This is a genomic window from Neobacillus massiliamazoniensis, assembly GCF_001048695.1.
GTDB lineage: Bacteria > Bacillota > Bacilli > Bacillales > Cytobacillaceae > Neobacillus > Neobacillus massiliamazoniensis.
The window spans coordinates 143,607-165,076 of the sequence record NZ_CVRB01000002.1; the positions used below are offsets into that span (position 1 = coordinate 143,607).

Annotated in this window: 18 protein-coding genes and 2 pseudogenes; 9 read left to right on the forward strand and 11 right to left on the reverse strand. The window is 38.3% G+C overall.

The genetic code is table 11. From position 1 onward, the window contains the following. Positions 1-7 precede the first annotated feature (7 nt). The 5 genes from BN1082_RS08715 (at position 8) to BN1082_RS08735 (ending at position 4,914) form a co-directional block, all read left to right on the forward strand. Positions 8-1,027: an ABC transporter ATP-binding protein gene (locus BN1082_RS08715; protein ID WP_090633450.1), complete on the forward strand. Its 1,020-nt coding sequence runs from the start codon at positions 8-10 to the stop codon at positions 1,025-1,027. Further along, positions 1,027-2,034, forward strand: coding sequence for an ABC transporter ATP-binding protein (locus BN1082_RS08720; RefSeq protein ID WP_090633452.1), 1,008 nt, complete (start codon positions 1,027-1,029; stop codon positions 2,032-2,034). The genes BN1082_RS08715 and BN1082_RS08720 overlap by 1 nt, the downstream gene beginning before the upstream one ends. Before the next feature lie 114 nt (positions 2,035-2,148). Continuing rightward, a complete protein-coding gene (locus BN1082_RS08725) occupies positions 2,149-2,928 on the forward strand; it encodes a sensor histidine kinase (RefSeq protein WP_090633455.1) in 780 nt (259 codons plus the stop codon). Beyond that, positions 2,909-3,601 (forward strand): helix-turn-helix domain-containing protein, encoded by a 693-nt coding sequence (locus BN1082_RS08730; protein ID WP_090634905.1) that lies wholly within the window; start codon positions 2,909-2,911, stop codon positions 3,599-3,601. The genes BN1082_RS08725 and BN1082_RS08730 overlap by 20 nt, the downstream gene beginning before the upstream one ends. Continuing rightward, a complete protein-coding gene (locus BN1082_RS08735) occupies positions 3,598-4,914 on the forward strand; it encodes an SLC5/6 family protein (RefSeq protein ID WP_090633457.1) in 1,317 nt (438 codons plus the stop codon). Before BN1082_RS08730 ends, BN1082_RS08735 begins: the two co-directional genes overlap by 4 nt. A 58-nt stretch (positions 4,915-4,972) precedes the next feature. Here BN1082_RS08735 and BN1082_RS08740 read toward each other — a convergent pair whose 3' ends face one another. From BN1082_RS08740 to BN1082_RS08765, 6 genes are all read right to left on the reverse strand, one after another. Continuing rightward, the gene (locus BN1082_RS08740; protein WP_090633459.1) at positions 4,973-6,199 is read right to left on the reverse strand and encodes an amidohydrolase; all 1,227 of its coding nucleotides are present in this window, start codon (positions 6,197-6,199) and stop codon (positions 4,973-4,975) included. 73 nt (positions 6,200-6,272) lie between these two features. After that, a complete protein-coding gene (locus BN1082_RS08745) occupies positions 6,273-7,832 on the reverse strand; it encodes a glutathione ABC transporter substrate-binding protein (protein WP_090633461.1) in 1,560 nt (519 codons plus the stop codon). Positions 7,833-7,935: 103 nt separating this feature from the next. After that, positions 7,936-9,405: an amidohydrolase family protein gene (locus BN1082_RS08750; protein ID WP_090633462.1), complete on the reverse strand. Its 1,470-nt coding sequence runs from the start codon at positions 9,403-9,405 to the stop codon at positions 7,936-7,938. An 859-nt stretch (positions 9,406-10,264) separates the two neighbouring features. Beyond that, entirely contained in the window at positions 10,265-11,566 is a 1,302-nt protein-coding gene (locus BN1082_RS08755; protein ID WP_090633464.1) for a purine-cytosine permease family protein, read from the reverse strand. A gap of 155 nt (positions 11,567-11,721) precedes the next feature. Beyond that, a complete protein-coding gene (arcC, locus tag BN1082_RS08760; protein WP_090633466.1) occupies positions 11,722-12,672 on the reverse strand; it encodes a carbamate kinase in 951 nt (316 codons plus the stop codon). A gap of 37 nt (positions 12,673-12,709) precedes the next feature. Then, complete coding sequence (locus BN1082_RS08765) at positions 12,710-13,162, reverse strand: hypothetical protein (protein WP_176699713.1); 453 nt, start codon at positions 13,160-13,162, stop codon at positions 12,710-12,712. Between the two features lie 482 nt (positions 13,163-13,644). On the opposite strand from BN1082_RS08765, the gene BN1082_RS08770 reads away from it, so the two are divergent. Continuing rightward, the gene (locus tag BN1082_RS08770; protein ID WP_090633469.1) at positions 13,645-15,342 is read left to right on the forward strand and encodes a PucR family transcriptional regulator; all 1,698 of its coding nucleotides are present in this window, start codon (positions 13,645-13,647) and stop codon (positions 15,340-15,342) included. A gap of 149 nt (positions 15,343-15,491) precedes the next feature. On the opposite strand, the gene BN1082_RS08775 is transcribed toward BN1082_RS08770, so the two are convergent. The 3 genes from BN1082_RS08775 to BN1082_RS28515 all read right to left on the reverse strand — a co-directional run bounded on the left by BN1082_RS08775 (position 15,492) and on the right by BN1082_RS28515 (position 17,827). After that, positions 15,492-16,967, reverse strand: coding sequence for a sodium:solute symporter family protein (locus BN1082_RS08775; protein ID WP_090633470.1), 1,476 nt, complete (start codon positions 16,965-16,967; stop codon positions 15,492-15,494). Further along, entirely contained in the window at positions 16,964-17,164 is a 201-nt protein-coding gene (locus BN1082_RS08780; RefSeq protein WP_090633472.1) for a DUF3311 domain-containing protein, read from the reverse strand. The genes BN1082_RS08775 and BN1082_RS08780 overlap by 4 nt, the downstream gene beginning before the upstream one ends. A 540-nt stretch (positions 17,165-17,704) precedes the next feature. Continuing rightward, on the reverse strand, positions 17,705-17,827 hold the full coding sequence (locus BN1082_RS28515) for a hypothetical protein (protein WP_281177001.1): 123 nt from the start codon (positions 17,825-17,827) through the stop codon (positions 17,705-17,707). Between BN1082_RS28515 and BN1082_RS26965 the strand changes: the two are divergent. Both BN1082_RS26965 and BN1082_RS08785 read left to right on the forward strand, forming a co-directional pair. Continuing rightward, positions 17,783-17,872: pseudogene (locus BN1082_RS26965) on the forward strand (IS6 family transposase); the annotation flags it as partial. The gene BN1082_RS28515 and the pseudogene BN1082_RS26965 overlap by 45 nt on opposite strands. A gap of 159 nt (positions 17,873-18,031) precedes the next feature. Beyond that, positions 18,032-19,267, forward strand: coding sequence for a M20 family metallo-hydrolase (locus tag BN1082_RS08785; RefSeq protein WP_090633474.1), 1,236 nt, complete (start codon positions 18,032-18,034; stop codon positions 19,265-19,267). A 276-nt stretch (positions 19,268-19,543) separates the two neighbouring features. Here the strand turns inward: BN1082_RS08785 and BN1082_RS08790 are convergent. Further along, positions 19,544-19,816, reverse strand: a pseudogene (locus BN1082_RS08790) (DDE-type integrase/transposase/recombinase); the annotation flags it as partial. Between the two features lie 82 nt (positions 19,817-19,898). Between BN1082_RS08790 and BN1082_RS08795 the strand changes: the two are divergent. Then, complete coding sequence (locus BN1082_RS08795; protein ID WP_090633476.1) at positions 19,899-20,771, forward strand: alpha/beta hydrolase; 873 nt, start codon at positions 19,899-19,901, stop codon at positions 20,769-20,771. Positions 20,772-20,978: 207 nt separating this feature from the next. On the opposite strand, the gene BN1082_RS08800 is transcribed toward BN1082_RS08795, so the two are convergent. Further along, positions 20,979-21,434: a nucleoside deaminase gene (locus tag BN1082_RS08800; RefSeq protein ID WP_090633478.1), complete on the reverse strand. Its 456-nt coding sequence runs from the start codon at positions 21,432-21,434 to the stop codon at positions 20,979-20,981. Positions 21,435-21,470: the final 36 nt, after the last annotated feature.

Genomic DNA, 21,470 nt, shown 5'->3' on the forward strand with positions numbered 1-21,470 from the left:
GTTCATCTTGCATGTAAAACAAGAACCTATATTAGAGGTTAATGAGCTAAAAACCCATTTCAATACAAAACGTGGGATCAGCAAGGCAGTAGATGGAATCGATTTTGTCCTCCATAAAGGAGAAACTCTTGGAATCGTAGGTGAATCTGGCTGCGGAAAAAGTATGACCTCCCTTTCCATCTTACGCTTAATCCCGTCCCCGCCAGGCAAAATTGCCGGGGGGTCCATCCTTTATAAAGGAAAAGATTTAGTTACGATTTCAGAAGATGAAATGCGCAAAATTCGAGGAAACGAGATTTCAATGATTTTTCAGGAGCCCATGACTTCGCTCAATCCCGTCATTACCGTTGGCGAACAAATTGCCGAGGCACTGCGGCTGCATCAAAAAATGGGTAAAAAAGATGCGTGGAACAAAGCAGTGGAAATGCTGAAATTAGTCGGTATACCTTCCCCGGAAAAGCGGGCCAAACAAGAACCATTTCAGTTAAGCGGCGGGATGCGGCAACGGGTCATGATCGCGATGGCTCTGGCCTGTAACCCTGAAATATTAATTGCGGATGAACCGACAACAGCGCTGGACGTGACAATCCAGGCACAAATTTTGGAGTTGATCAAGGAACTTCAAATCAAGCTGGGAATGGGTGTGATCATGATCACTCATGACCTTGGAGTGGTTTCTGAAACATGTGATAATGTGGCTGTCATGTATGCAGGAAATATCGTTGAACATGCACCGACGGATAAGATTTTTTCAAATCCGCTTCATCCCTATACTCAAGGGTTGCTGAACTCGCTTCCTAAAATTCATGAAGACATGGACGAGCTCGAAACCATCGAGGGTACGGTGCCAAGCCCATACAATATGCCGGAAGGGTGCCGCTTTGCCTCCAGGTGTCCATTTCGACAGCCACTTTGCATTCAGAAGAAGCCAGACCTGATTGAACTGGACAAAAATGTGAAGGTCCGCTGCTGGAAATATACAGACCTATGGGAAGATCAACCCCAAAAAGAGGAGGTTGTCAAATAATGAAAACAAGTACAGAGAAGAAAGTCCTTTTGCAAGTTGAAAATTTAAAACAATATTTTCCTGTTAAAACCGAATCCTTGTTCCAACCGAAAACATATGTAAAAGCTGTCGATGATATTTCCTTTCACTTATTTGAAGGAGAAACGCTTAGCATCGTTGGTGAATCGGGTTGCGGAAAGTCCACTACGGGCAGGGCGATCTTAAGGCTAGATGAACCAACATCAGGAAAGGTTTATTTTTCCGATGAAAATATTCTTGAATTAAATAAAAGCCAGATGAGAAAATTACGCGGCGATCTTCAGGTAATTTTTCAGGATCCGTTTGCCTCCCTTAATCCGCGGCAAACGATCAAGCAAATTTTAAATGAAGCCATGGCCATTCAACAGGTTGTCCCAAAAGCAAAAAGAATGGATCGGATGCTTGAACTACTAGGGTATGTAGGATTGCCTGTGGAAGCATTGGATCGTTATCCACATGAATTCAGCGGCGGTCAGCGCCAAAGGATTGGAATTGCCAGGGCACTCGCGGTTAATCCGAAGTTAATTATCTGCGACGAAGCTGTCTCAGCATTGGACGTTTCAATCCAGGCACAAATTCTTAATCTATTGAAAAAACTACAAAAGCAGTTTCAGCTGACATTTCTCTTTATTTCTCATGATTTAAGTGTTGTCAGGCATATTTCGGATCGGGTTATGGTGATGTACCTAGGTAAGATCGTTGAAATAGCTGAGAAAAAGGCATTATTTGATTCACCGCTTCATCCCTATACCAACGCACTATTATCGGCTATCCCGGTTCCGAATCCTGAATTGAAAAGGGAGAGAATCTTACTGAAGGGTGACGTTCCTTCCCCACTGAACCCGCCAACTGGATGCCGTTTTCACACCCGCTGCCCGTTTGCTGCAGAGAAATGCAAGTTGGAGGAACCTCCTCTTCGGGAAATCGAGAATAAACATTTTGTCAGTTGCCATTTTGTAGAAAAGCTTTATTTGACTATCTCACATTAAAAAATATTAAAAAACATTTTTTTAAAATTAAAAATTTTGTAGAATAAAGGTAATAGTAATAAGGGGAGTTGAACAACTCTCTTTTTTATATATTTCAAGAGGGAGCGGCATATAATGTTTAGTTTGGACACCTTCTCCTTTTTCATTATGCTTTGCGTGCTGGCACCATTAATTGGGGCATTTATCCTGCTTTTTCTGTTTATTTTTGAAAAGCGGATTGACCTTCTTAATAATCAAAAGCGGGAGATCGCCCTTGAAAGAGAGCTAGAAACTGCAAAGTTTAATCAATTGAATCAAGAAATACAACCGCACTTCTTTTTTAATACACTGAATTCTATTTTAAGCCTGGCAAGACTCGATCGGAAGAAGGAATTAATTAGCTCGATTGAAACTTTATCCAAATTGCTTAAATTCAAGTACCAAAAAAGCGGCTCAATTGTACCGATAGTTGAAGAACTCGCCTACACGCGCTATTATTTGGAGATCCAGAAAATACGCTTCAGGGACAGGCTCCAATTTCAAATTACAATTGATTCTGAAGTGGAAGAAGCAGTGATTATTCCCTTTATGATCCAAACATTTGTTGAAAATGCCTTTAAGCACTCCTTTGAAAAAATTCCGGGAAAAGCAATTCTCAACATTGATATTAGCAAACAGGATCAGGATGTCCGTGTTTCCGTATGGAATAACTCCTCCGAAAGCTCCGTGCAACTTAGTACGGATTCAAGCGGACTTGGTCTGGAAAATCTCAAAAAACGTTTACGATTGTTGTTTCCAAATCAACACACATCCATCCAATTACTAGATGTAGATGGCGGAACCAATGCACTTGCCATCTTTCCATATACTTCAAATAGAAAGGTGGGAGAAAATGATGAACATTTTGCTCGTTGATGATGAGCCTTTGGAATTGGATCAACTAGAGTACCTTATTCATAAAAGATTCCCGGCCTGGGCGGTTTTCAGAGCTAGTGATGCATCTCAGGCACTCAAAATTGCCAGACAGACTACTATTTTTCTTGCATTTTTGGATATTCATCTTCCCGGTAAATCCGGTTTGGATTTGGCGGTAGAGCTCTTACGAAACCATAAAATGGATATTGTGATGGTAACCGCCTTTCAAAATTTCGAATATGCCCGGACATCGTTCAGACTCGGAGTGGTCGACTATATTACAAAACCTGTGATTGAAGATGAACTTAATGAAATTCTCACAAAATATGAACGGATTGCCGGCTTTTCAGAATTAATTAATCATGCGATTCAAATCATTCAAACCGAGTACAGTGAAAAACTAACCTTAAATTATTTGGCATCCAGAATTCATATAAATCCTGCTTACTTAAGTCGAAAATTCCAGGAAGAGGTAGGAATGGGATTTTCTGAATTTTTAAACAACATCCGCTTGAAAGCCGCACAAAAAATGTTAATTCAATATCCTGACATGAGCATCAGCGGTATCTCCGATAAATGCGGCTTTAACAGCCAGCATTACTTTAGTCAAATGTTTCGGAAAGTGACGGGAATATCGCCGCGCGATTATCGTTTAAAGGAGATTTATCATTGAAGAAAGGAAATTATCAATTTTACATGACAGGGGCTGTCAAGCTTGGAGTCGCCTATGGGGTGGTAAGTTTGATTGCCCGATGGGTAACGGGTAATACGATTCTGTCTTCGCCGGAAACGTTAATGAAATACGGACTTACCGGCGTAGTCGGTTATTCACTGATGGGGTCACTCGGGCTTATTTTGTTCGGATTATTAGCAAAAAAAATTCGTGCCGCATCGGATGAGCATCATACGATAGGCGATTTTCTTCATGCTAAATTGTCTATTGCAGGTTATTGGTATATGGTAACCATTCTAATGATCACGAGCCTCTATTCCCTCTTTATCCAAGTAATGGGGGCAGGTATTCTTTTACACCTTATCTATCCTGTTCCCGTTTTCTACGGCTTGTTCATCTTTTTGGCTATTTGTTTTGTAATCAGCGGCATTGGCGGTATGGGCTGGCTGAGCCGTATGGCCGGTGTAAATGTCACAATCATTTTTGGTGCGGTAATTATCATTCCTGTTTATTATTTTATCCATGAGGGTGTTCATCCCGTTTATGAAGGGATCAAGTTATATCATCCGTATTTGCTATTTTATAAAAATTACGACGCAGTCTGGTTTATTTTTACAGCAATTTTAATCGGATTCGGACAAGTGCTAATCGATTGTGCGACATGGCAAAGAGTTTATATTATCCGAAAGGAAAAAGTTCGTGCAACTTTTACACTAGCTGGGCTTATTTGGGCAACTATTCCTTTGGCATTGTCAACACTGGTCATGATTGTTCTCTTCGGGGGGGGCTTTAAAAACATCTATACTTTAATGTTTGAGTTGATTAATGAACTTCAGTCGAGTTTTTTAATTGTCCTATTTGCTCTATTCTGTTTAAGTACCATATCCTCTGCCGCAAGTTCAGAGCTTCATGCAGTAGCTGTGCTTGGAGTCAGGAATATGATCCAATTGTTCCGCATGTTGACGGAAAAGGAAAAATGGAACTGGACGTATTTAATGACAGGCACCATCTGCCTCGTACTACTGGTAATTGTCAGCAGTTTTTCGCCGGACCCGATGGAATTATTGTTTTTCTTCGGCAATATCTATGCCGCAATCATCATTCCAATGATATATATCATCCTCAGCAAAGGTTCCGTTCCAAACGCGATTTCATTCGCATCCCTGGCTGGGATAGCAGGCGGTTTTCTTGTCATCCCATTGATCGGAAGTATGCAATCGATTTGGGTCAGTTTTGCGCTTCCCGGATTGGTTTGTTTATTCTATAGGATTTATGTTCTTCTTTTTAATAGAAGACGTGTTTACCAGGAATAAGTACTGGTTAACAAAGAAAAAGGATTCTCAAAACGAGAGTCCTTTTTCCTTACCCGCTTTATTCAATTAATGAACCCGATACAAGATTACCTTTATAAAACACCGCTTGCCGCTTGGAGCGTCTTGCGACAGTTTCTGCTGAACAGCTTGCGTTTACCAGTACCATATCGGCATCATCCCCCGGCTTTGGCCAAACCTGTTTGCCATCCTTGTCCAAAGGTGTTTTCCCACTCGTAATATACCTTAGAGACTGAGATAAGGAAACCTCATTAGTCCACCTAAAAATTTCAACGAGACGCCCAGCTCTCTCCAAAATATCTCCGTTCCCTGTCGGCCACCATGTATCATAAATATTGTCATTCCCTACTGCTACTTCTAAACCATGCTTACTTAATAGATCAACAGGGGGGATTGCCCTGCCGATTGGGAGGCTCGTCACAATCGAAATGCCGGCATCTTTTAAAATCTCGGCCATTTCGGCTGCTTCCTCTTTCGAAACATCGCCGAGACCAAAGGCATGGCTGATGGCCACCCTTCCTTCCCAACCAGCCTGCTTTGTTAAATGGGCCAGTCGTCTCATTGTGAAAGTTCCCAAATGACCAGGGTCATGAAGATGCAAATCGATTCCGGCATTGCCTTCCACTGCCAGATCCATCAACTGTACCAAGGAAGCCTCAATGTTTTGATCCACCGTTGCCGGGTCGACTGATCCGACAAGTCCGGCACCATTTCGCACAGCTTCCCTAATCAGCTGTGCCGTTCCTTGACGAAGGAGGCCATGCTGTGCAAAGGCAACAATCTCCGAGCTTACCTTGTTGGAATAGTTTTCAAGGGCTTGCTTGACCCCTTCCAAATTTCGAATACCAGCCTCCGGATAAATATCGACATGCGTTCTAACATGAGTTGATCCGGAAGCAAGTAATACATCAAGCAAGTTTTGCGCCCGCTCCTGAGTGCTTAAAGGAATGGATGCCAAAATATTTTTTTCAATTTCACAGCGCTCAATGACACCTGATGCTGGAATACAGGCCCGCCACTTCTCACCCAAAAGATTTTTATCCAAATGAACATGCTTTTCGATAAAAGATGGGAGCAGCAGCAACCCTTTTGCATCTTCCACCGGAAAATCATTTGAAAGGGGTTCACTTTCTTTTACTATTTTTGCAATTTTTCCATCCTCAATCAATAAATGAAATAGCTCCGTTTCGGTGCCTGCTACCCTTTCATTTTCTTTTACGAAACCAACCTCCAAGCGTGCATTCTTAAGCCAATAAGTCTTGTTCATGTTAATTTTTCTCCCTTCTTGAAGTTAACAGACAAAAGGGGTTACCCTTTTGAGATATCCCTTTTGCCATCCTTTATTTAAACCGCACATAGTTTATTTCTAGATAGCCTGATGGGCTGATTGAAAAGCCTTCGATATCTTTGGTCGTGGCTGCGACGTTTTCAATCACCCGCACTGGAATATATGGAACATCCTTCATTTCCAATTCCTGCGCTTCTGCATAAAGTTTAATCCGTTTTTCCGAATCTTTTTCTTTACGTGCTTCATCTATTAAGCTGTCAACTTGTTTATTGCTGTAAAAGAACGTATTTCCTGCAGGCCCCTGTGATGCGGTATGGAATAAGTTGTACTGATTATAGTCGGCATCGCCGGTTGCATTTCTCCAGCTAAGGATGAACATTTCGGAATCGCCTTTATTAACCTGACTAACGAACGTACCGTATTCCATTACCTGCACATTCACCTTGATTCCAATTCCATTTAACTGCGATTGAATGACTTCAGCCAGATTCACCCTTTCCTTGTTGTCCATCGTCTTCAAGGTGATCTCTAAACCGTTTGGATAGCCTGCTTCAGCCAATAATTTCTTCGCTTCATTAAGATTATAGTTATAAGCCTTCAAATCGGCATCATAACCGAAAACCTTCGATCCCATCAATGAGTTTGCTTTTTTCCCGACATTATTATAGACACCTTTAATGATCGAATCCATTTCAATCGCGTGAGCAATCGCTTTACGAACACGGACATCGTTAAATGGTTTCTTTGTCACATTAAAGCCGATGTACTCTGTCCCGAACCCTTCACTTTGATAGACTTCCGCATTGGAAGAAGCTTTCACTGTATCCATTTGAGCTACAGAAAGCGGCTCGGCGATTTGTGCCTCACCTGATTGAAGCATCGAGATTCTAGTTGTTTCTTCCGGCACTACCTTAAACACAACCTTATCTACTTTCGGTTTTTCGCCCCAATAATTCTCATTTTTCGTTAATACAATTTCCTGCCCTGGAGTCCAGGATTTAAAGACAAATGGACCGGTTCCTGAAGGTTCTTGAATAATATTTTTACCATACTTCTCAATAGCTTTCGGACTGATTATTCCGCCTTCATGGTTAGCTAAAATGGATAGCAACGGCGAAAACGGCTCTTTTAAAATGAATTGAACGGTATAGTCATCGATAACTTTCACTTCTTTAACCATTTTAAAAACAACTGCTCTCGGAGAGGCTACATTCGGATCCAGCATCCTGTCAAAAGTTGCTTTTACTGCAGCAGCATTAAAGGGTGTACCATCATGGAATTTTACGCCTTTTCGGAGGTAAAATTCCCATGTCGTATCATCGAGCTGTTTCCACTTTTCAGCCAGCAGAGGCTGGATTTCGGAGTTTTTATCACGTCCGACAAGGCCTTCATAAATTTTCCGATGGGTGATACTCGCGGCATTAATCGTTGACATAAACTGATGGTCAAGATTCTCTGCATCTGATTGGCGGGCAATCACTAATGTGCCACCTTGTTTTCCAGCAGTTCCTTTTTTCTCCGTAATGGTGCCTGCATCCTTACTGGTAGAGCAGCCACTCATCACAATAGCTAAAATCAGGATGACAGTGACAAATTTCCATTTAACCTTCATAGAAACAACCCCCTGAATATTTTTTGCGTTTTTCTAATTATAAAAAATATTCAGACTATTAATTTCTAATATTTTTACCTAATTTTTAAAAATTTCTACTTTTTTATATAGACTCTACAATTCTAAAAGAAGGCGGAAGCAATTCGTTTTCCAGCAGTTGTTGGTAATCCCTTTCCAAATATCCTTTCCGCATTTTATTAAAATATTTTTGTCCCTTTGTCTTGATTTCGTCTAAATCGAGGTTCGGGATTTTTTGATCCTTCATGACCATCCTGCCGTTAATAATCGACAATTTCACATCTCTGCCCGTACCGCTTACCATCATCGTCCGAATTGGATCATCAATAACACCCATATGAAATCCATCAAGGTCAACCGCAATGAGATCTGCTTTCGCTCCCGGTGCAATTCTGCCTAGGTCGTCCCTTCCAAGGAATTCAGCCCCGCCAATAGTTGCGGCCCGATAAAGGTCTGCATATGTTGAATCCTCAACCTCTTTTTCCTGAAGTCTTGAAAGCATGCTGCCGGTTCGGATGTTCTGGAATATATCCGGCGGGAAGGTATCTGTACCGATTGCGAGATTGATACCTGAACGTTTATACTTTGCAAATGTCTCCATAGCAGAACCATGTCTTCCGATAATCAATGGACAATGAATAACGGTTGTTCCTGTTTCCTTTAAAAGGGAAATGTCATCTCCCTCTCCGCCTTCAGCCTCGTTGTATCCAGCAATAAAATGAGCGTGCGGGATTCCTGTCTTTCTGCCCAAAAATCCAAGATCGTATAAATAGCGAATCGGAGTTACACCATAGGTATTGAGTATTGAGTGATATTCAAAGCTCCCTTGGGCAGCATGAAGCTTAATCGGAACTCCCAATTTTTCACTGTAATATTTGGTCTGTTGCAGGCTTTCAGTTGTTTGACATTCAATACGTTCCGGGGCAAGCATCCCTCTAATCAGACCATTGTAAGCACCGTCGAATTCTTCAATAAACTTGACTGCCCGCTCCAATCCAGCTCTCCCGGCTTCTTCATCCCAATATAGTTTAATCGTTCCATCCGGGCAGACGACCCTGATTCCGGATTGATAGCTGGGTCCGACATACAATCTTAGGCCGAGATTTCCGGCATGATGAGCAGCAGCAGCAATTTCTTCGTATGTTTCCGCCCATTTTTTATAAAAAACAGACGTGATTGGCATCGCAGTAGTAATTCCGTGCAGAATGAGCTGGGAATAAGCATATAAAGATTTAAACGCTTCTTCCTCCGCCGTCATAACTTCTTGTTGACCTTTTTCTACATAGTTTGCTGACCAAAGTAAATTCTTAGACCTTTTCGTGCCTGCTTCCAGATGTAAAATATCGTGATCGATATCGCCAAGAGCATTCAAATCGATAAATCCCGGGCTAATGACGGCATTACCGGCATCCATCACTTCATCTACTTCACCTGGGAAACTTTTCCCTACATAGATAATTGTATCATTTTCGTATACGACTTCGGCATCATGGAGGATGACATGGTCGTAGCCATCAAAGCCGATCACATATCTGCCTTTAAGTTTTGTTTTCATTATCATTCCCCTTTCAATCTGGCATAATTGTAATCTTCCTCGGTCCAAAAAGACCATCTAATGCAGCAAACCCCTATTTACATTATAAGAAAAAGATGATTGCTATTATTTTTACAATTAATACTACTTTTTTTAATATTTTTACTATTTTTATGTATTTCAATTTATTAAAAAAAGACCAGGTTATTTGGTCAATGGAAGAAGCAGAAATATAGGAGCCCGCAAAATAAATCTAAACGCGATTCTTCCTATATATATATGCGACCAACATGGTACATGGATTCAGGAAATAACAGGTATTAATCCAACTATAATAAAGAGGATCTCCTCCAGTTTTGATCTATCTATCATATAACTATGGATTATCCGCCAACCTTATTGCTGCACGGGACTAAGGACACAGATGTACCTTAAGAACAATCTGTTTTTATGAGGGCTGCCCTCATAAAAGAAGAAGTAAAAACCAGGTTAATTACAATTCCTAATGTAGAGCATGTATTTGAAAAAGATTTTGATAACCCAATTGTTCAAGCTGCACTTTATCAGGTAAATGAATTTCCTCAAATTCATTTATCCGCATAAAGTGAAAACTTCAATCTCCTTTAAGGGACATACAAGCTCTTGGAAAGAAACATAATAACGCCATTCTACTGTGCTAAGTTCAGTAAGAATGGCGTTATTATATTTTCAAGACATATCTTCAAAGTATGATTTACTTTCTGATGTTCCGGATCTTTACCAAATAAGTTGTTAAGTAATCCCAACCGTCTTCCTTTCAATTTATCCTAAAAAAAATAAACTTTATAACCTAAGTTCTAATAATTTTTACTGGCTAAATTGCATTGCAGCCTTTGTAAATTTAAGAGTTTGCAACAGTGGCACGGATAACAAATAAATTACCTATACCATAGAACACGACTGTAGAGAGAATTCCAAAAATAGCTACTGAATAATTTGGGGCATAATAGTTGAGTAAAAGTGCGATAGCTGAAGCCAATGCCCAGGTAACAAATGGCAACGCTTTCCAACCAATTATAGTAGGGGATTGGCCCTTGAATTTACTGCGTAGAATGAATTGATCCATAATTAATATTGTTCCGATCGGTGGAACAATAACCCCTAGCAGAACTAGCCAGTTATAAAAAACATTATAAATTCCAGAAACAGCGATTATAATACCGATAATACCTATTATGATAGTCACCAATCTCATTTTTTTGCCGGTCATATGTGACCAGCCAACTGCGCCATTATACAAACAATGTGAACCTACAGATCCCAAATTGATAAAGACAAATAGGATAGCCAAGATCGTTAGTAACGGACCATGTCCTGATAATACTCTCATGAAATCCCCACCGTTACTTTGAGGATTTGGAATAACACCAGTGGCGACGACGATTCCACCTACAAGTTCTGCAATGAAATTTCCGATTGGAAAGGCAAAAATGGTTGATAGCAGCCCTTCACGGCCATTTTTTGACCAACGTGTAAAGTCGGCTGTCATCGTACCCGAATCCGCAAATCCAGCAAAAACCAAAGTGATTGCTGCTCCAAAAGACATGGTTCCCGCACCTGCACTAGGTTGATAGTCAAGAATATTTGAATTACCAGTCCTGAATGCGAGAACGATCGCAATAATCGCCATTAAAAAATACATAGGTGTGGCAATCCATCCCAAAATAGACAATGCTTTGATACCGATATAGGTTATGGCTATATACAGGATCCCTCCAATGAGTGTCATCAAGAACAGGTTAGCACCAAAGGATCCATGCATCGTTGCTCCGGTGAGCCCTATCTGAAGAGCAAACCACCCGACTACGACCGTAGAAAGCAATCCTGAAACAACATAATACCCTGAACGTCCAAATGACCTTTGAGCAATCATGGCAAAGTTCATTCCAGTACGGCCAGCTTCGTGGCTTAGTAAGCCTACTACAAGAAACAACAAGAGGTTACCAATCAGCATCGCTAGGGCACCTGCTTTAAATCCAATCGAAGCTGTGATAATTCCACCAATTACTGCACTTGTCAAAACCATCGGAAAACCAAACCAAACCGCTCCTACAGAAGATAAACTTTTTCGATACTCTTTTGGCACAGGAGAGTGTTCGAACTCCGGATCCAATAGTTTGTTATCAACATTATTGTTTGACATACATTTCCTCCTTATGGAATATATTTTTTAATCAAAACTATTTAGCTCTTAACCGTTAACAATGATATTAAATGAAAAATGAAGTCTGGTTTTCTAAAAACTAAAAAACAACTTTAGACATAATGTTGGCTGCTTTTCATAGTTGCTTTAATAAATTATTTAATAATATGAGTACCTGCGTTTTCGTTGATCGCATCTTTCAAGCTTTCTGGATTTGTAATAATGACTCTAGTTCCATTCTTTTCTAAGAAGTTTAGACTTGCCTCGATTTTAGGGAGCATACTTCCGGGAGCAAAGTGGTTTTCCAGGACATATTTTTTTGTTACCTCTACAGTAATTTCTTCTAATGCCTTTTGATCAGGTTTACCGAAGTTGATACAAACTCTTGAAACACCTGTCGTAATAATCAGAGTCTCAGCATTGACTTGTTCCGCTAAAAGGCTTGTAGCAAAATCTTTATCAATGACTGCGTCAATTCCTTCGTACGTGTTATTATCCTTTTTAACTACCGGAATTCCGCCGCCGCCTACAGCAATCACCACATAACCCTCATCAATCAATGACTTTACAGCATCTTTTTCAACGATATCAATTGGTTTTGGTGATGGAACAACTCTTCGATAACCACGGCCTGAATCTTCAATAAAAATCCAGTCTGGATGTTCCTTTTTCATCTCTTCAGCTTGCTCTAGCGTAAAGAATGAACCTACGGGTTTCGTCGGTTTTTTGAAATTAGGATCATCCATGCTAACTTCAACCTGTGTAATGACAGTAGCAACTTTTTTGTTGATTCCTCTTTTTGTAAATTCGTTCGTTAAGGCCTGTTGTATTTGGTAACCAATACCACCTTGGGTGTCCGCTACACAATTAACAAGTGGAATTGCAGGCATACCAGCTACTTCATTTGCAATTTCAGATCTTTGAAGCTCAAATCCGACCTGTGGCCCGTTTCCGTGTGTAACGACAACATTGTAGCCCTCTTGAACCATATCTGCGATATTTACTACCGTTTCTTGTACTGCTTCATATTGGTCTTGAATCGTGTTACGTCCATTTTCTCTTACCAATGAGTTACCACCAATAGCAACAATAACTAATTTCCCCATTATTTTACCTCCAATGTTGATGATTTTATGTTCTTACCTAGCAATTCAGATTGGTTCCTATGCAATTGATATAAAGGATTTGAAAGGGGGTTAATCCAGGGCCAAGACCTATTAATGAAACCGCATGCTGTAATGCATTGGACATTCGATTCTTTAACAGTTCACTAAAAAGCAGATTTGTCCTTTTTTCAAGCAGATTAGACATTTCTTTTTCAATGAGGCTCTGGGATAAAGCTTTCTTAATTCCGCCGCTTTTACCATGAATGTCAATATAACTCTTCATCTTATTTATATTAATTTTCAATATTTTCAAATTGAAAGGGTATTTTGGTAAAATACTCTTCCAATATTCAAACCTTTCTATTGAAATAGCCATTTTATCTGCAATATATAGAATGTGATTGTTACTGTATACCAAGTCGTTTGCCTCTAAATTCAGCTTTTCAAAACGATCTTCTTCTATTACGATCGTATAAGGCCTATTTACCATCTGGCTGCATGAAATGGTATATAGTTCACCATTTTCTCGGCAAAAAATATTAAACGTTCTGTTAAATGTACTATGGACAAATCCGCTTAATTTCGAATTTTTAACTCTTTGGATAAAATCAACATCACCAGATTTTGCAAATATCACTAGACACCTCTGATCTGGAATGAACGTAAATCAAATTCTTTTTTCAGCCATCGCTATTTTCCTAAAAACCCCCTCTTTTATGGAATAATATTTAAGTAAGGCGCAATTCCAACCTAATTTTACCTGTTTTATTATTTCAGGATTTGATATGTTCCGTTAGATTGTTACAATTAAAACAAGTAAAGAAAAGCATTTCTGGTATATTTACAGTTAAACGCTTACACTATATTTATTTTAGATTGAACGCATAATATCCGTCATTGTTTACCTAAACCAAAAAGGCTTAGAACTATTTAGGCTATATGCATAATTAATTTGTCAAAGGTGTGAATCGATTGCTGACAGTAAAAGACTTATTCGAAATAAAAGCATTAGATGGGTTAAAAATAGTGGCAGGTGATAAGGGAATAAATAACATTATTTCGTTTGTCAATATTATGGAGAATCCAGATACTTTCGACTGGCTTTCTCCCAATGAACTCCTTTTATCAACGGGGTATATTTTCAAGGATAATGAAGAATTACAAAATCAAATCATTAAGGAGCTTTCAGAAATTAACTGTTCCGGGCTGGTTATAAAGATGCAACGTTACTTCAAACAATTACCGCAAAACATGATCGACCAAGCCAATAAATATGGATTACCTCTTTTAGAATTGCCCTTCGAATATACTTTATCAAATGTAATTTCAATTATTAATGAAAAGGCATCTGGAAGATATGATTTATTGAACAGAAAAACATTAGATATGCATAATATCTTATTTAGAATCGCACTTGAGGGCGGAGGAATTGAACAGATTTCTTCAATGCTTTCTAAAACTGTAAATAACCCAATCCTTATTTTAGACCAAGATTGGAAGTTACTTCACTACACAGAGCATGTAGATAACAAAGTACCATTAGCTTATTACTTCGACCTAGTTAAAAATAGAACTGCCTTCCATAAAGAATTTATCGATTCGATTCCGATAAATATTAGTGGTATGAATAAGCCTATAAAACGGCTCTATAATTTAGAGAATTTAGATATAAAATGCCGGATTCTCCCGGCCGCAGCTGCAAACAGTATATATGGATATATTGTCGTTTGGGAAACTGTCAGTGAGTTAACAGGATTTAATTACATTGTACTTGAACAAGCTTCAACCATTATGGCCCTTGAAAGGATACGCGCAAAAGAAATTGAGGAAGTAAAGTTAAAAATACGTCAGGAATTTTTTGATGATTTACTAACAGGTAAAATAACATCAAGTGATACGATCCATACCCTTAGCGAAATTCATGGATTAAATTCAAGGTATATGTATTACTGCATTGTTATAAATATTGAATACCCCGAACTTGAACAATATAAGGACATGGTAGCTAGGAAATATAAATCGGAAAATACCGCAAGGAAATGTGTGGATTTAGTTTTTGAGCATGAATGTGAAGCAAGTGGAGAAATTACCTGCTTCCATAGAAATAATCGAATAATCATTTTAATTGGACAAAATGAAAACCGACCACCTATATCTAAAAATAATGCGAAGCATTTTGCAAATGAGGTTTATAAAGCTCTGGATAAACAACTTGATAATACAAGCTTTTTAGTAGGAATAGGCAGACAATACAAAACAATTGATTCCCTTCACAAGAGTTTCTCTGAAGCAAATGAATCCATTCGGTTAATGCAGAAAATGGATAAGAGAGGTGGAATATCTCATTATGAAGATCACACGGTTTATCATTTCTTGGACTCCAATATTAAAGACATGGAATTGGAAGAGTTTTTCATGAAACACTTAGGAAAAGTCTATGAGCATGATAAACTGCACAGGACAAGTTATATTTCCACTTTTGAGAACTATTTTATTAATAATCAAAATATAAGTGAAACAGCAAAAGCGATGTTTTTACACAGAAACACTCTTATTTATAGAATCGAGAAGATTAAGGAATTATTAAACACCGATTTGAAAAACTCAGAGGAATTACTACAAATACAATTGGCTTTAAAGATTTTTAGACTTTTAAATAAAAATCTCTAGGAACACGCGTGATGACTGGCATCTCAATAAACGTAAGAACAGACACCAGATTGGTGTCCTTTTTAAATCGTTCAGCAAACTCTAATAATATAGATAAGAGCACCTCAAAAATTATTTTTGAGGTGCTCTTATCTAAAGGTTTATCAATGTCACGATGCAACTTGTTCAGTCTTCTTTTTAGAAACACTATCATTCTTTGTTACCATACTTACAACAGTCATAACTACTACATTTATAATAAGTGCTATTATCCCTACATTTATATCCCTCACCCACTGAGGAAGTAAAGGAAACAGGGTTCCTAAAGTGCTTTTCGAAAGCGTAATGTATGCTACCGTTATTTCCCCCATAATGATTCCAGCAAATGCTCCTTGTTTCGTCACAAAATTCTTCTTCATTAAGCTAAATACCATAGGTGGAAACAACTGTGTAACCAAGCTAGATCCCATTAATAATAAAGCGACAATCGTACCACTTTTAAACGTAAAAAACAATGAAACAAGAGCAACGACAGGTACTAAATACTTAGCTAAATTTACAATCTGCTTATCAGTAGCAGAAGGCACAAATACACCATAGACATTTTTGGCCAGCAAGGTAGCCGCAGACATTAAGAGCATTGAACCCGGCACTAAAGCTGTAAGTACACCAGCAGCTCCAATCACTCCCATTACCCATGGATCAAAAGCTAGTTTAGATAGACGTAATAAAGATAAATCAACCTCATTCGCCTTCAAACCGGGAATTTGAAGGATAGCGGCAAAACCGGCAAAGAACACAAAGAGTAAGATAAGTTGATATAATGGCATAATGATTGTATTTTTGCGGAACGTTTTCTCGCTTTTTCCAGAATAAATAGCGCCGAATGCATGCGGATACATATAAAAACCAAGAGAAGTTAGCAATACCGTAGAAATAAACCATGATATGCTTAATCCCTGACTAGGCAAAGTTAAAAACCCTGGCTTCGCTTTATCGATCGCTTCAAACATGTGCTGATACCCACCATAATAATGAAGCGGTAAATATATACCTAAGAATACGGTAACTCCTAGGATCATAATATCTTTGACAACTGCTGTCCAAGCAGAACCATGGATTCCTGAGACCATCACATAAATTGTAAGAACAATAACTGCAATCCAAATTGCTACCGTAGGAGAAATCGCTCCGTAAGATGCCTCTGAAACAATACTCCCCAAACCTTTCAATTGAAGAACTAGATAGGGGATGACAGCGACTACACCCACAATTGACACAAGGACACCTAAATATGGACTATTATACTTACTAACGAAGAAGTCCGATTGTGACATAAGCTTCTTTTCTTTTGCATATCGCCAAATAGCTGGAACATACCAATACGACATAATTAATGCTAATGTACCATATATTAATATATAAAAAGTAGGGCCGCCTTTTCCATATGCCCAACCGCTTCCTCCTAAAAAGGTAAAAGTGGAATACGTTTCCCCCGCCATTAACAAAAAGATAAAAACCGTACCAAAACCACGACCTCCAACTGTCCACTGTTCAAGGTTCATATCTTTACCTTTACGCGCTCGAATACCAATGGCAAGTGCAAAAAATATAGATGCAATAATAATAAGAAGTGCTACATTCATGATACATTTCCCCCCCTATTTCTAGGATCTAGTTTAAATATAATAGCCATAATTCCTGATGTAATAACCACCCATAATACAATCCAAAAAAGAAAAAAGGGCATTCCTAAAACATAAGGGTTAACTTTATTAACAAATGGAATCCCGCCAAGAAATCCAATAAAAGGGATTATAGCTAAAATACAGATGAATTTCAAAGTAATTCCTCCTTTTATTCTCCTAAAATATTGTCAAAGCTTATTGATCAGATCTTTAATACGTAAGGCTATCTTTCGGGTCAATATTGATAGATATACACATCGGTATCATCCTCCTTTAACAGGAATCTAATAGCACTCTATCTTTTACTACCATTGATAACACTTTAAAATAAGCATAGAGCACTTATTTATTTTAATTATAAAAAATATTATGATAATTAATTTTTAAAATATTTACCTATATTTAAATTATCTTTACTATGTTAGGAAAGTAATTATATAAGTATTTGTGTATTTTTATGCATAATTTTAAATAAGCGATTGTTTGGAATAGTAATTTATGTGTCAACTGCTTTCTTCATTTAAAGTTTATAGGATATAAGATGGTTGTATTGTGCAGTACAAATAAAATGGTTTACTTTAGGTAAAGCAATACCGCATTTTTTCCGTTGAAAAATGATGCTGTTATAAAAATTGTTTCTAATTACAGGATAAGTTTCTTCGTTTTGTACGAATGTAGTAAATAATTATATATATCTATATAACTTGATCATTTACTCTTTTATTTTCTTTTGGGATTACTCCCTTCTTACTTCCTACCCACTTAACTGATACGAAGCTGCAAAGTGCTTCTTCAAGAAAGCTTTGCGGTCTTTTCATGTTTCTAAGCCTCGTGTCATAACCGTCGATAAAAATCCAGCGTATCAACAGATCATTAAATGCCCATTTTGGCAACTGACTAATTATTGTACATCATGCACAATTGAAACCGATTCTTTTTGGCACTGATATACAATGATGGTGATCCAACAATTCGTTAATATTAAGATTATAGCTATGAATATCAAGACAGGAGATACCTGCATGGATAGCAAAACTAGATATCAGATATTGTTTAACAAGATCAATCAATACAATTCCGGTGAAAAAGGTATTACCAGGATTGCCTATACAAATGAAGAGCAGACTTGTACACATGCTTTTATGCGTATGTGCAAAGTGGAAAATTTAGATATTCGAATGGACCAATGCGGGAACGTAATTGCCAGACGAGAAGGAAGAATGAAAGAGTTGCCGCCAGTTGTTATGGGTTCTCATTTGGATACCGTTTACCAGGGTGGACAGTATGATGGTGTTGTTGGTGTTACAGCTGCACTTGAAGTAATCAAACGTCTAAATGAGAAGAGCATTGTGACTGATCATCCTATTGAAATTATTTCATTTGCTTGTGAAGAGTCTTCTCGTTTTGGTGTATCAACTGTTGGCAGTAAAGCAATGGCGGGTCTAATCGATAAGGAAAAATACAGATATTTAAAAGACCGTGATGGAATCACAATGGAGAAGGCATTTTCTCTTTGCGCTTTGGATTTTAATAGTATTGATGAAGCAAGTAGAGTTAACGAAGAGTTTAAAGCCTTTTTTGAATTACATGTTGAGCAAGGCCCAGTATTAAAAAACAATAACAAAAAGATTGGAATTGTTACAGGTATCGCTGCACCGGTAAGATTTCAGTTAAAAATAATAGGGAAAGCGTCACATTCTGGAACGACCCCAATGAATATGAGACAAGATGCTCTTCTTGGCGCTGCTGAGATCGCTTTGGAGCTTGAGAAGGCGGCAAAACGTGAACTTGAATATGAAACAGTAGCTACTGTTGGTGTTATAGACATCCATTCTGGGGCAATGAACGTGGTGCCAGGAGAGGTGGAAATTAAAATCGACATTCGATCTACTTCCATGGAATCAAGGCAGCGAGTGGTAAACCATTTATTCGAATCGATTTTAGCCGTAAAAAGGAATCGACAGGTTGAGATTGTAAGTGAAGAAATCAGTTCTGAGGAACCAATCTTGCTTTCTTCCGGACTGATGGATACTTTAAAAAATATTTGTATAGAAAAAGATCTATCTTTTCAATTGATGCAAAGCGGAGCAGGGCATGATGCTATGAATATGACGAAACTATGCCGAGTGGGTCTTATCTTTGTTCCTTCAGAAGACGGGCTTAGTCATCATCCCGACGAATATACTGAACTTGACGACATTTTAAATGGTATTGATGTATTAGAGGATGTAGTTCTACATTATTCAAAACTAGAGTAGTCACTTAATAACGGACGCAATCCTGGAACATGGATAAGCGCCATTTTTCATTTTAGGGCCGTTTTCTTGAATAAGATTTATGGTTCTGGTGCAAGAACTCCAAGATAATTGCAATGAATTTCTAAATCTTGGACATACTGATACTATCAGTCTAAAAAAGGATGTATATCAGTATGAAAAATTCAGTAGAATGTTATTGTTATGAAAAGAAATTGGGTTCTGGTGCAAATATGATTTGTTAGAAACATAGAACCTCAATATCCTTTTATCCATGAATTATGATGGTAATCCAAACAACTTATGTATGAACTCAACTTCATTTTGGGCAGACTTCACCCCTTGGTGAACTTGCCCTTTTTTCATCATATCCGTGGCTTCCATGCCACGTACTATTGAAGTAGCAGTTTCATACGTTTTGAATCCCAGCATGGAGCGTACTCTTTTCTTAATGAAACGATGATCTTGTTCTACGATATTATTGAGATATTTCACTTGTCTCATTTGGATGCCTTCAGGCATCTTTTGCTCGTCTTTTAGCTGTTGAATGGCTTGTTCATCATTCTGGTATACTTTATTTCGTTACGAGCGCAGAAATTCTCATATTACTTCTTTGACAGGCGGGAAAACAATAATGAAACATACAGCTATATATAAAAAAAATGACCTCTTTTCCATTAAGGCAGATTTCTATAAGACAAGCCATGACAATGCTCCAGTTGTCGTATATATTCATGGTGGCGGCCTGCTTTGGGGGTCTAGGGAGGACCTCACTGAAGAAATGATACACCTCTACACCAGCAATGGTTTTTCGCTGTTTTCTATCGACTATCGGTTGGCTCCTGAATCGAAACTGCCAGACATCCTTGAGGATGTCCAAGATGCACTTGATTGGTTAGAGAATGAAGGAACGAAACGTTTTTCGATCAACCCCAAAAGAATAGCGATCGTGGGGAGCTCAGCAGGCGGTTTTCTTGCACTTTGTGCAGGAACATTCAAACGAAAACCGAGTGCAATTGTCTCCTTTTATGGATACGGTGATATTAGTGCAAAATGGGCAACAGCTCCAAGCAATTTCTATTGCCAAAAAGACCATGTCCCGAAAGAAATTGCTATGAAGCTTATTTCTGATCAAATTATTATAGATGGAACAGTTGAACAACGCTTTCTCCTCTATTTATATGCAAGACAGACAGGCGAATGGATTGAAACCTTAACAGGGATTAATCCATCAGTAAATAAGGAGGAGCTTCTTAAGTTTTGTCCCATTCACAATATTACTAAAGATTACCCGCCGACATTATTATTACATGGAACTAAAGATGTGGATGTTCCTTATGAACAATCCGTTTTTATGCGAGCTGCCCTGATAAAGGAAGGGATAGAAACGAAGTTAATTACGATTCCTAATGGTGAGCATGTTTTTGACAAGGATTTTCATAACCCCTTCGTTCAAAATGCTCTAAATCAGGTGATAGATTTTCTTAAAAATCAACTAAGTATATAAAGGCTTTAGTGGACATTTGTCCTTAAAGCCTTTTTCTGTTTCCAAAATTGTTCAAGGATGATTGCAAAAAACGTACCTACAATTAAACCATTCCTCCCTAGATTTTGAATGATCGCCTTAAAATCATTGTTGCTTATCTATGAAATGTCAAAATCCGGCACTATAAAAATAGCACCGGATAAATATTTTGGATTTATCAGAAAAGATTTATTTCATTTCGTTTATTTTATGGAAATGCTCCCATAAGTAGTCGCAATCATCTCTATCTTTAACCTTGATCATTTTTAGAACACTTTCATCTTCTCCAGTTAAGTATTTTCGGAGGTGTAGGTCAGTAAAACCGTTTTCATGAGCATCGTCTTTTGTGCTGCAATAGTGTACTTCTTTAATGCCAGACCAAATAATAGCCCCTACACACATTGGACACGGTTCACAAGTCGCATAAATGACACAATCTGATAGATCCATTGTTCCTAATTTTTTGCAAGCTTCTCTGATCGCAACCATTTCTGCGTGTGCTGAAGGATCTGTATCTTTCATCATTGTATTACTTACAGCCACAAGTACTTCATCGTCGCGTACAATAGTTGCACCAAAAGGGCCGCCGTGTTTATTGTCCATACCTTCAATCGTAGCATCAACAGCCATTTTCATGTAATCCATAAAAAAATTCCTCCCCCTACTTTATGAAACTTTTTA

Excerpts from the sequence above, each read along its gene's own strand:
- BN1082_RS08720 (WP_090633452.1), top strand. The coding sequence starts at position 1,027 with ATGAAAACAAGTACAGAGAAGAAAGTCCTTTTGCAAGTTGAAAATTTA.
- BN1082_RS08725 (WP_090633455.1), top strand. The coding sequence starts at position 2,149 with ATGTTTAGTTTGGACACCTTCTCCTTTTTCATTATGCTTTGCGTGCTG.
- BN1082_RS08730 (WP_090634905.1), top strand. The coding sequence starts at position 2,909 with ATGAACATTTTGCTCGTTGATGATGAGCCTTTGGAATTGGATCAACTA.
- BN1082_RS08740 (WP_090633459.1), bottom strand. The coding sequence starts at position 6,199 with ATGAACAAGACTTATTGGCTTAAGAATGCACGCTTGGAGGTTGGTTTC.
- BN1082_RS08745 (WP_090633461.1), bottom strand. The coding sequence starts at position 7,832 with ATGAAGGTTAAATGGAAATTTGTCACTGTCATCCTGATTTTAGCTATT.
- BN1082_RS08750 (WP_090633462.1), bottom strand. The coding sequence starts at position 9,405 with ATGAAAACAAAACTTAAAGGCAGATATGTGATCGGCTTTGATGGCTAC.
- BN1082_RS08755 (WP_090633464.1), bottom strand. The coding sequence starts at position 11,566 with ATGTCAAACAATAATGTTGATAACAAACTATTGGATCCGGAGTTCGAA.
- arcC (WP_090633466.1), bottom strand. The coding sequence starts at position 12,672 with ATGGGGAAATTAGTTATTGTTGCTATTGGTGGTAACTCATTGGTAAGA.
- BN1082_RS08765 (WP_176699713.1), bottom strand. The coding sequence starts at position 13,162 with ATGGTAAATAGGCCTTATACGATCGTAATAGAAGAAGATCGTTTTGAA.
- BN1082_RS08775 (WP_090633470.1), bottom strand. The coding sequence starts at position 16,967 with ATGAATGTAGCACTTCTTATTATTATTGCATCTATATTTTTTGCACTT.
- BN1082_RS28515 (WP_281177001.1), bottom strand. The coding sequence starts at position 17,827 with ATGAAAAGACCGCAAAGCTTTCTTGAAGAAGCACTTTGCAGCTTCGTA.
- BN1082_RS08785 (WP_090633474.1), top strand. The coding sequence starts at position 18,032 with ATGGATAGCAAAACTAGATATCAGATATTGTTTAACAAGATCAATCAA.
- BN1082_RS08795 (WP_090633476.1), top strand. The coding sequence starts at position 19,899 with ATGAAACATACAGCTATATATAAAAAAAATGACCTCTTTTCCATTAAG.
- BN1082_RS08800 (WP_090633478.1), bottom strand. The coding sequence starts at position 21,434 with ATGGATTACATGAAAATGGCTGTTGATGCTACGATTGAAGGTATGGAC.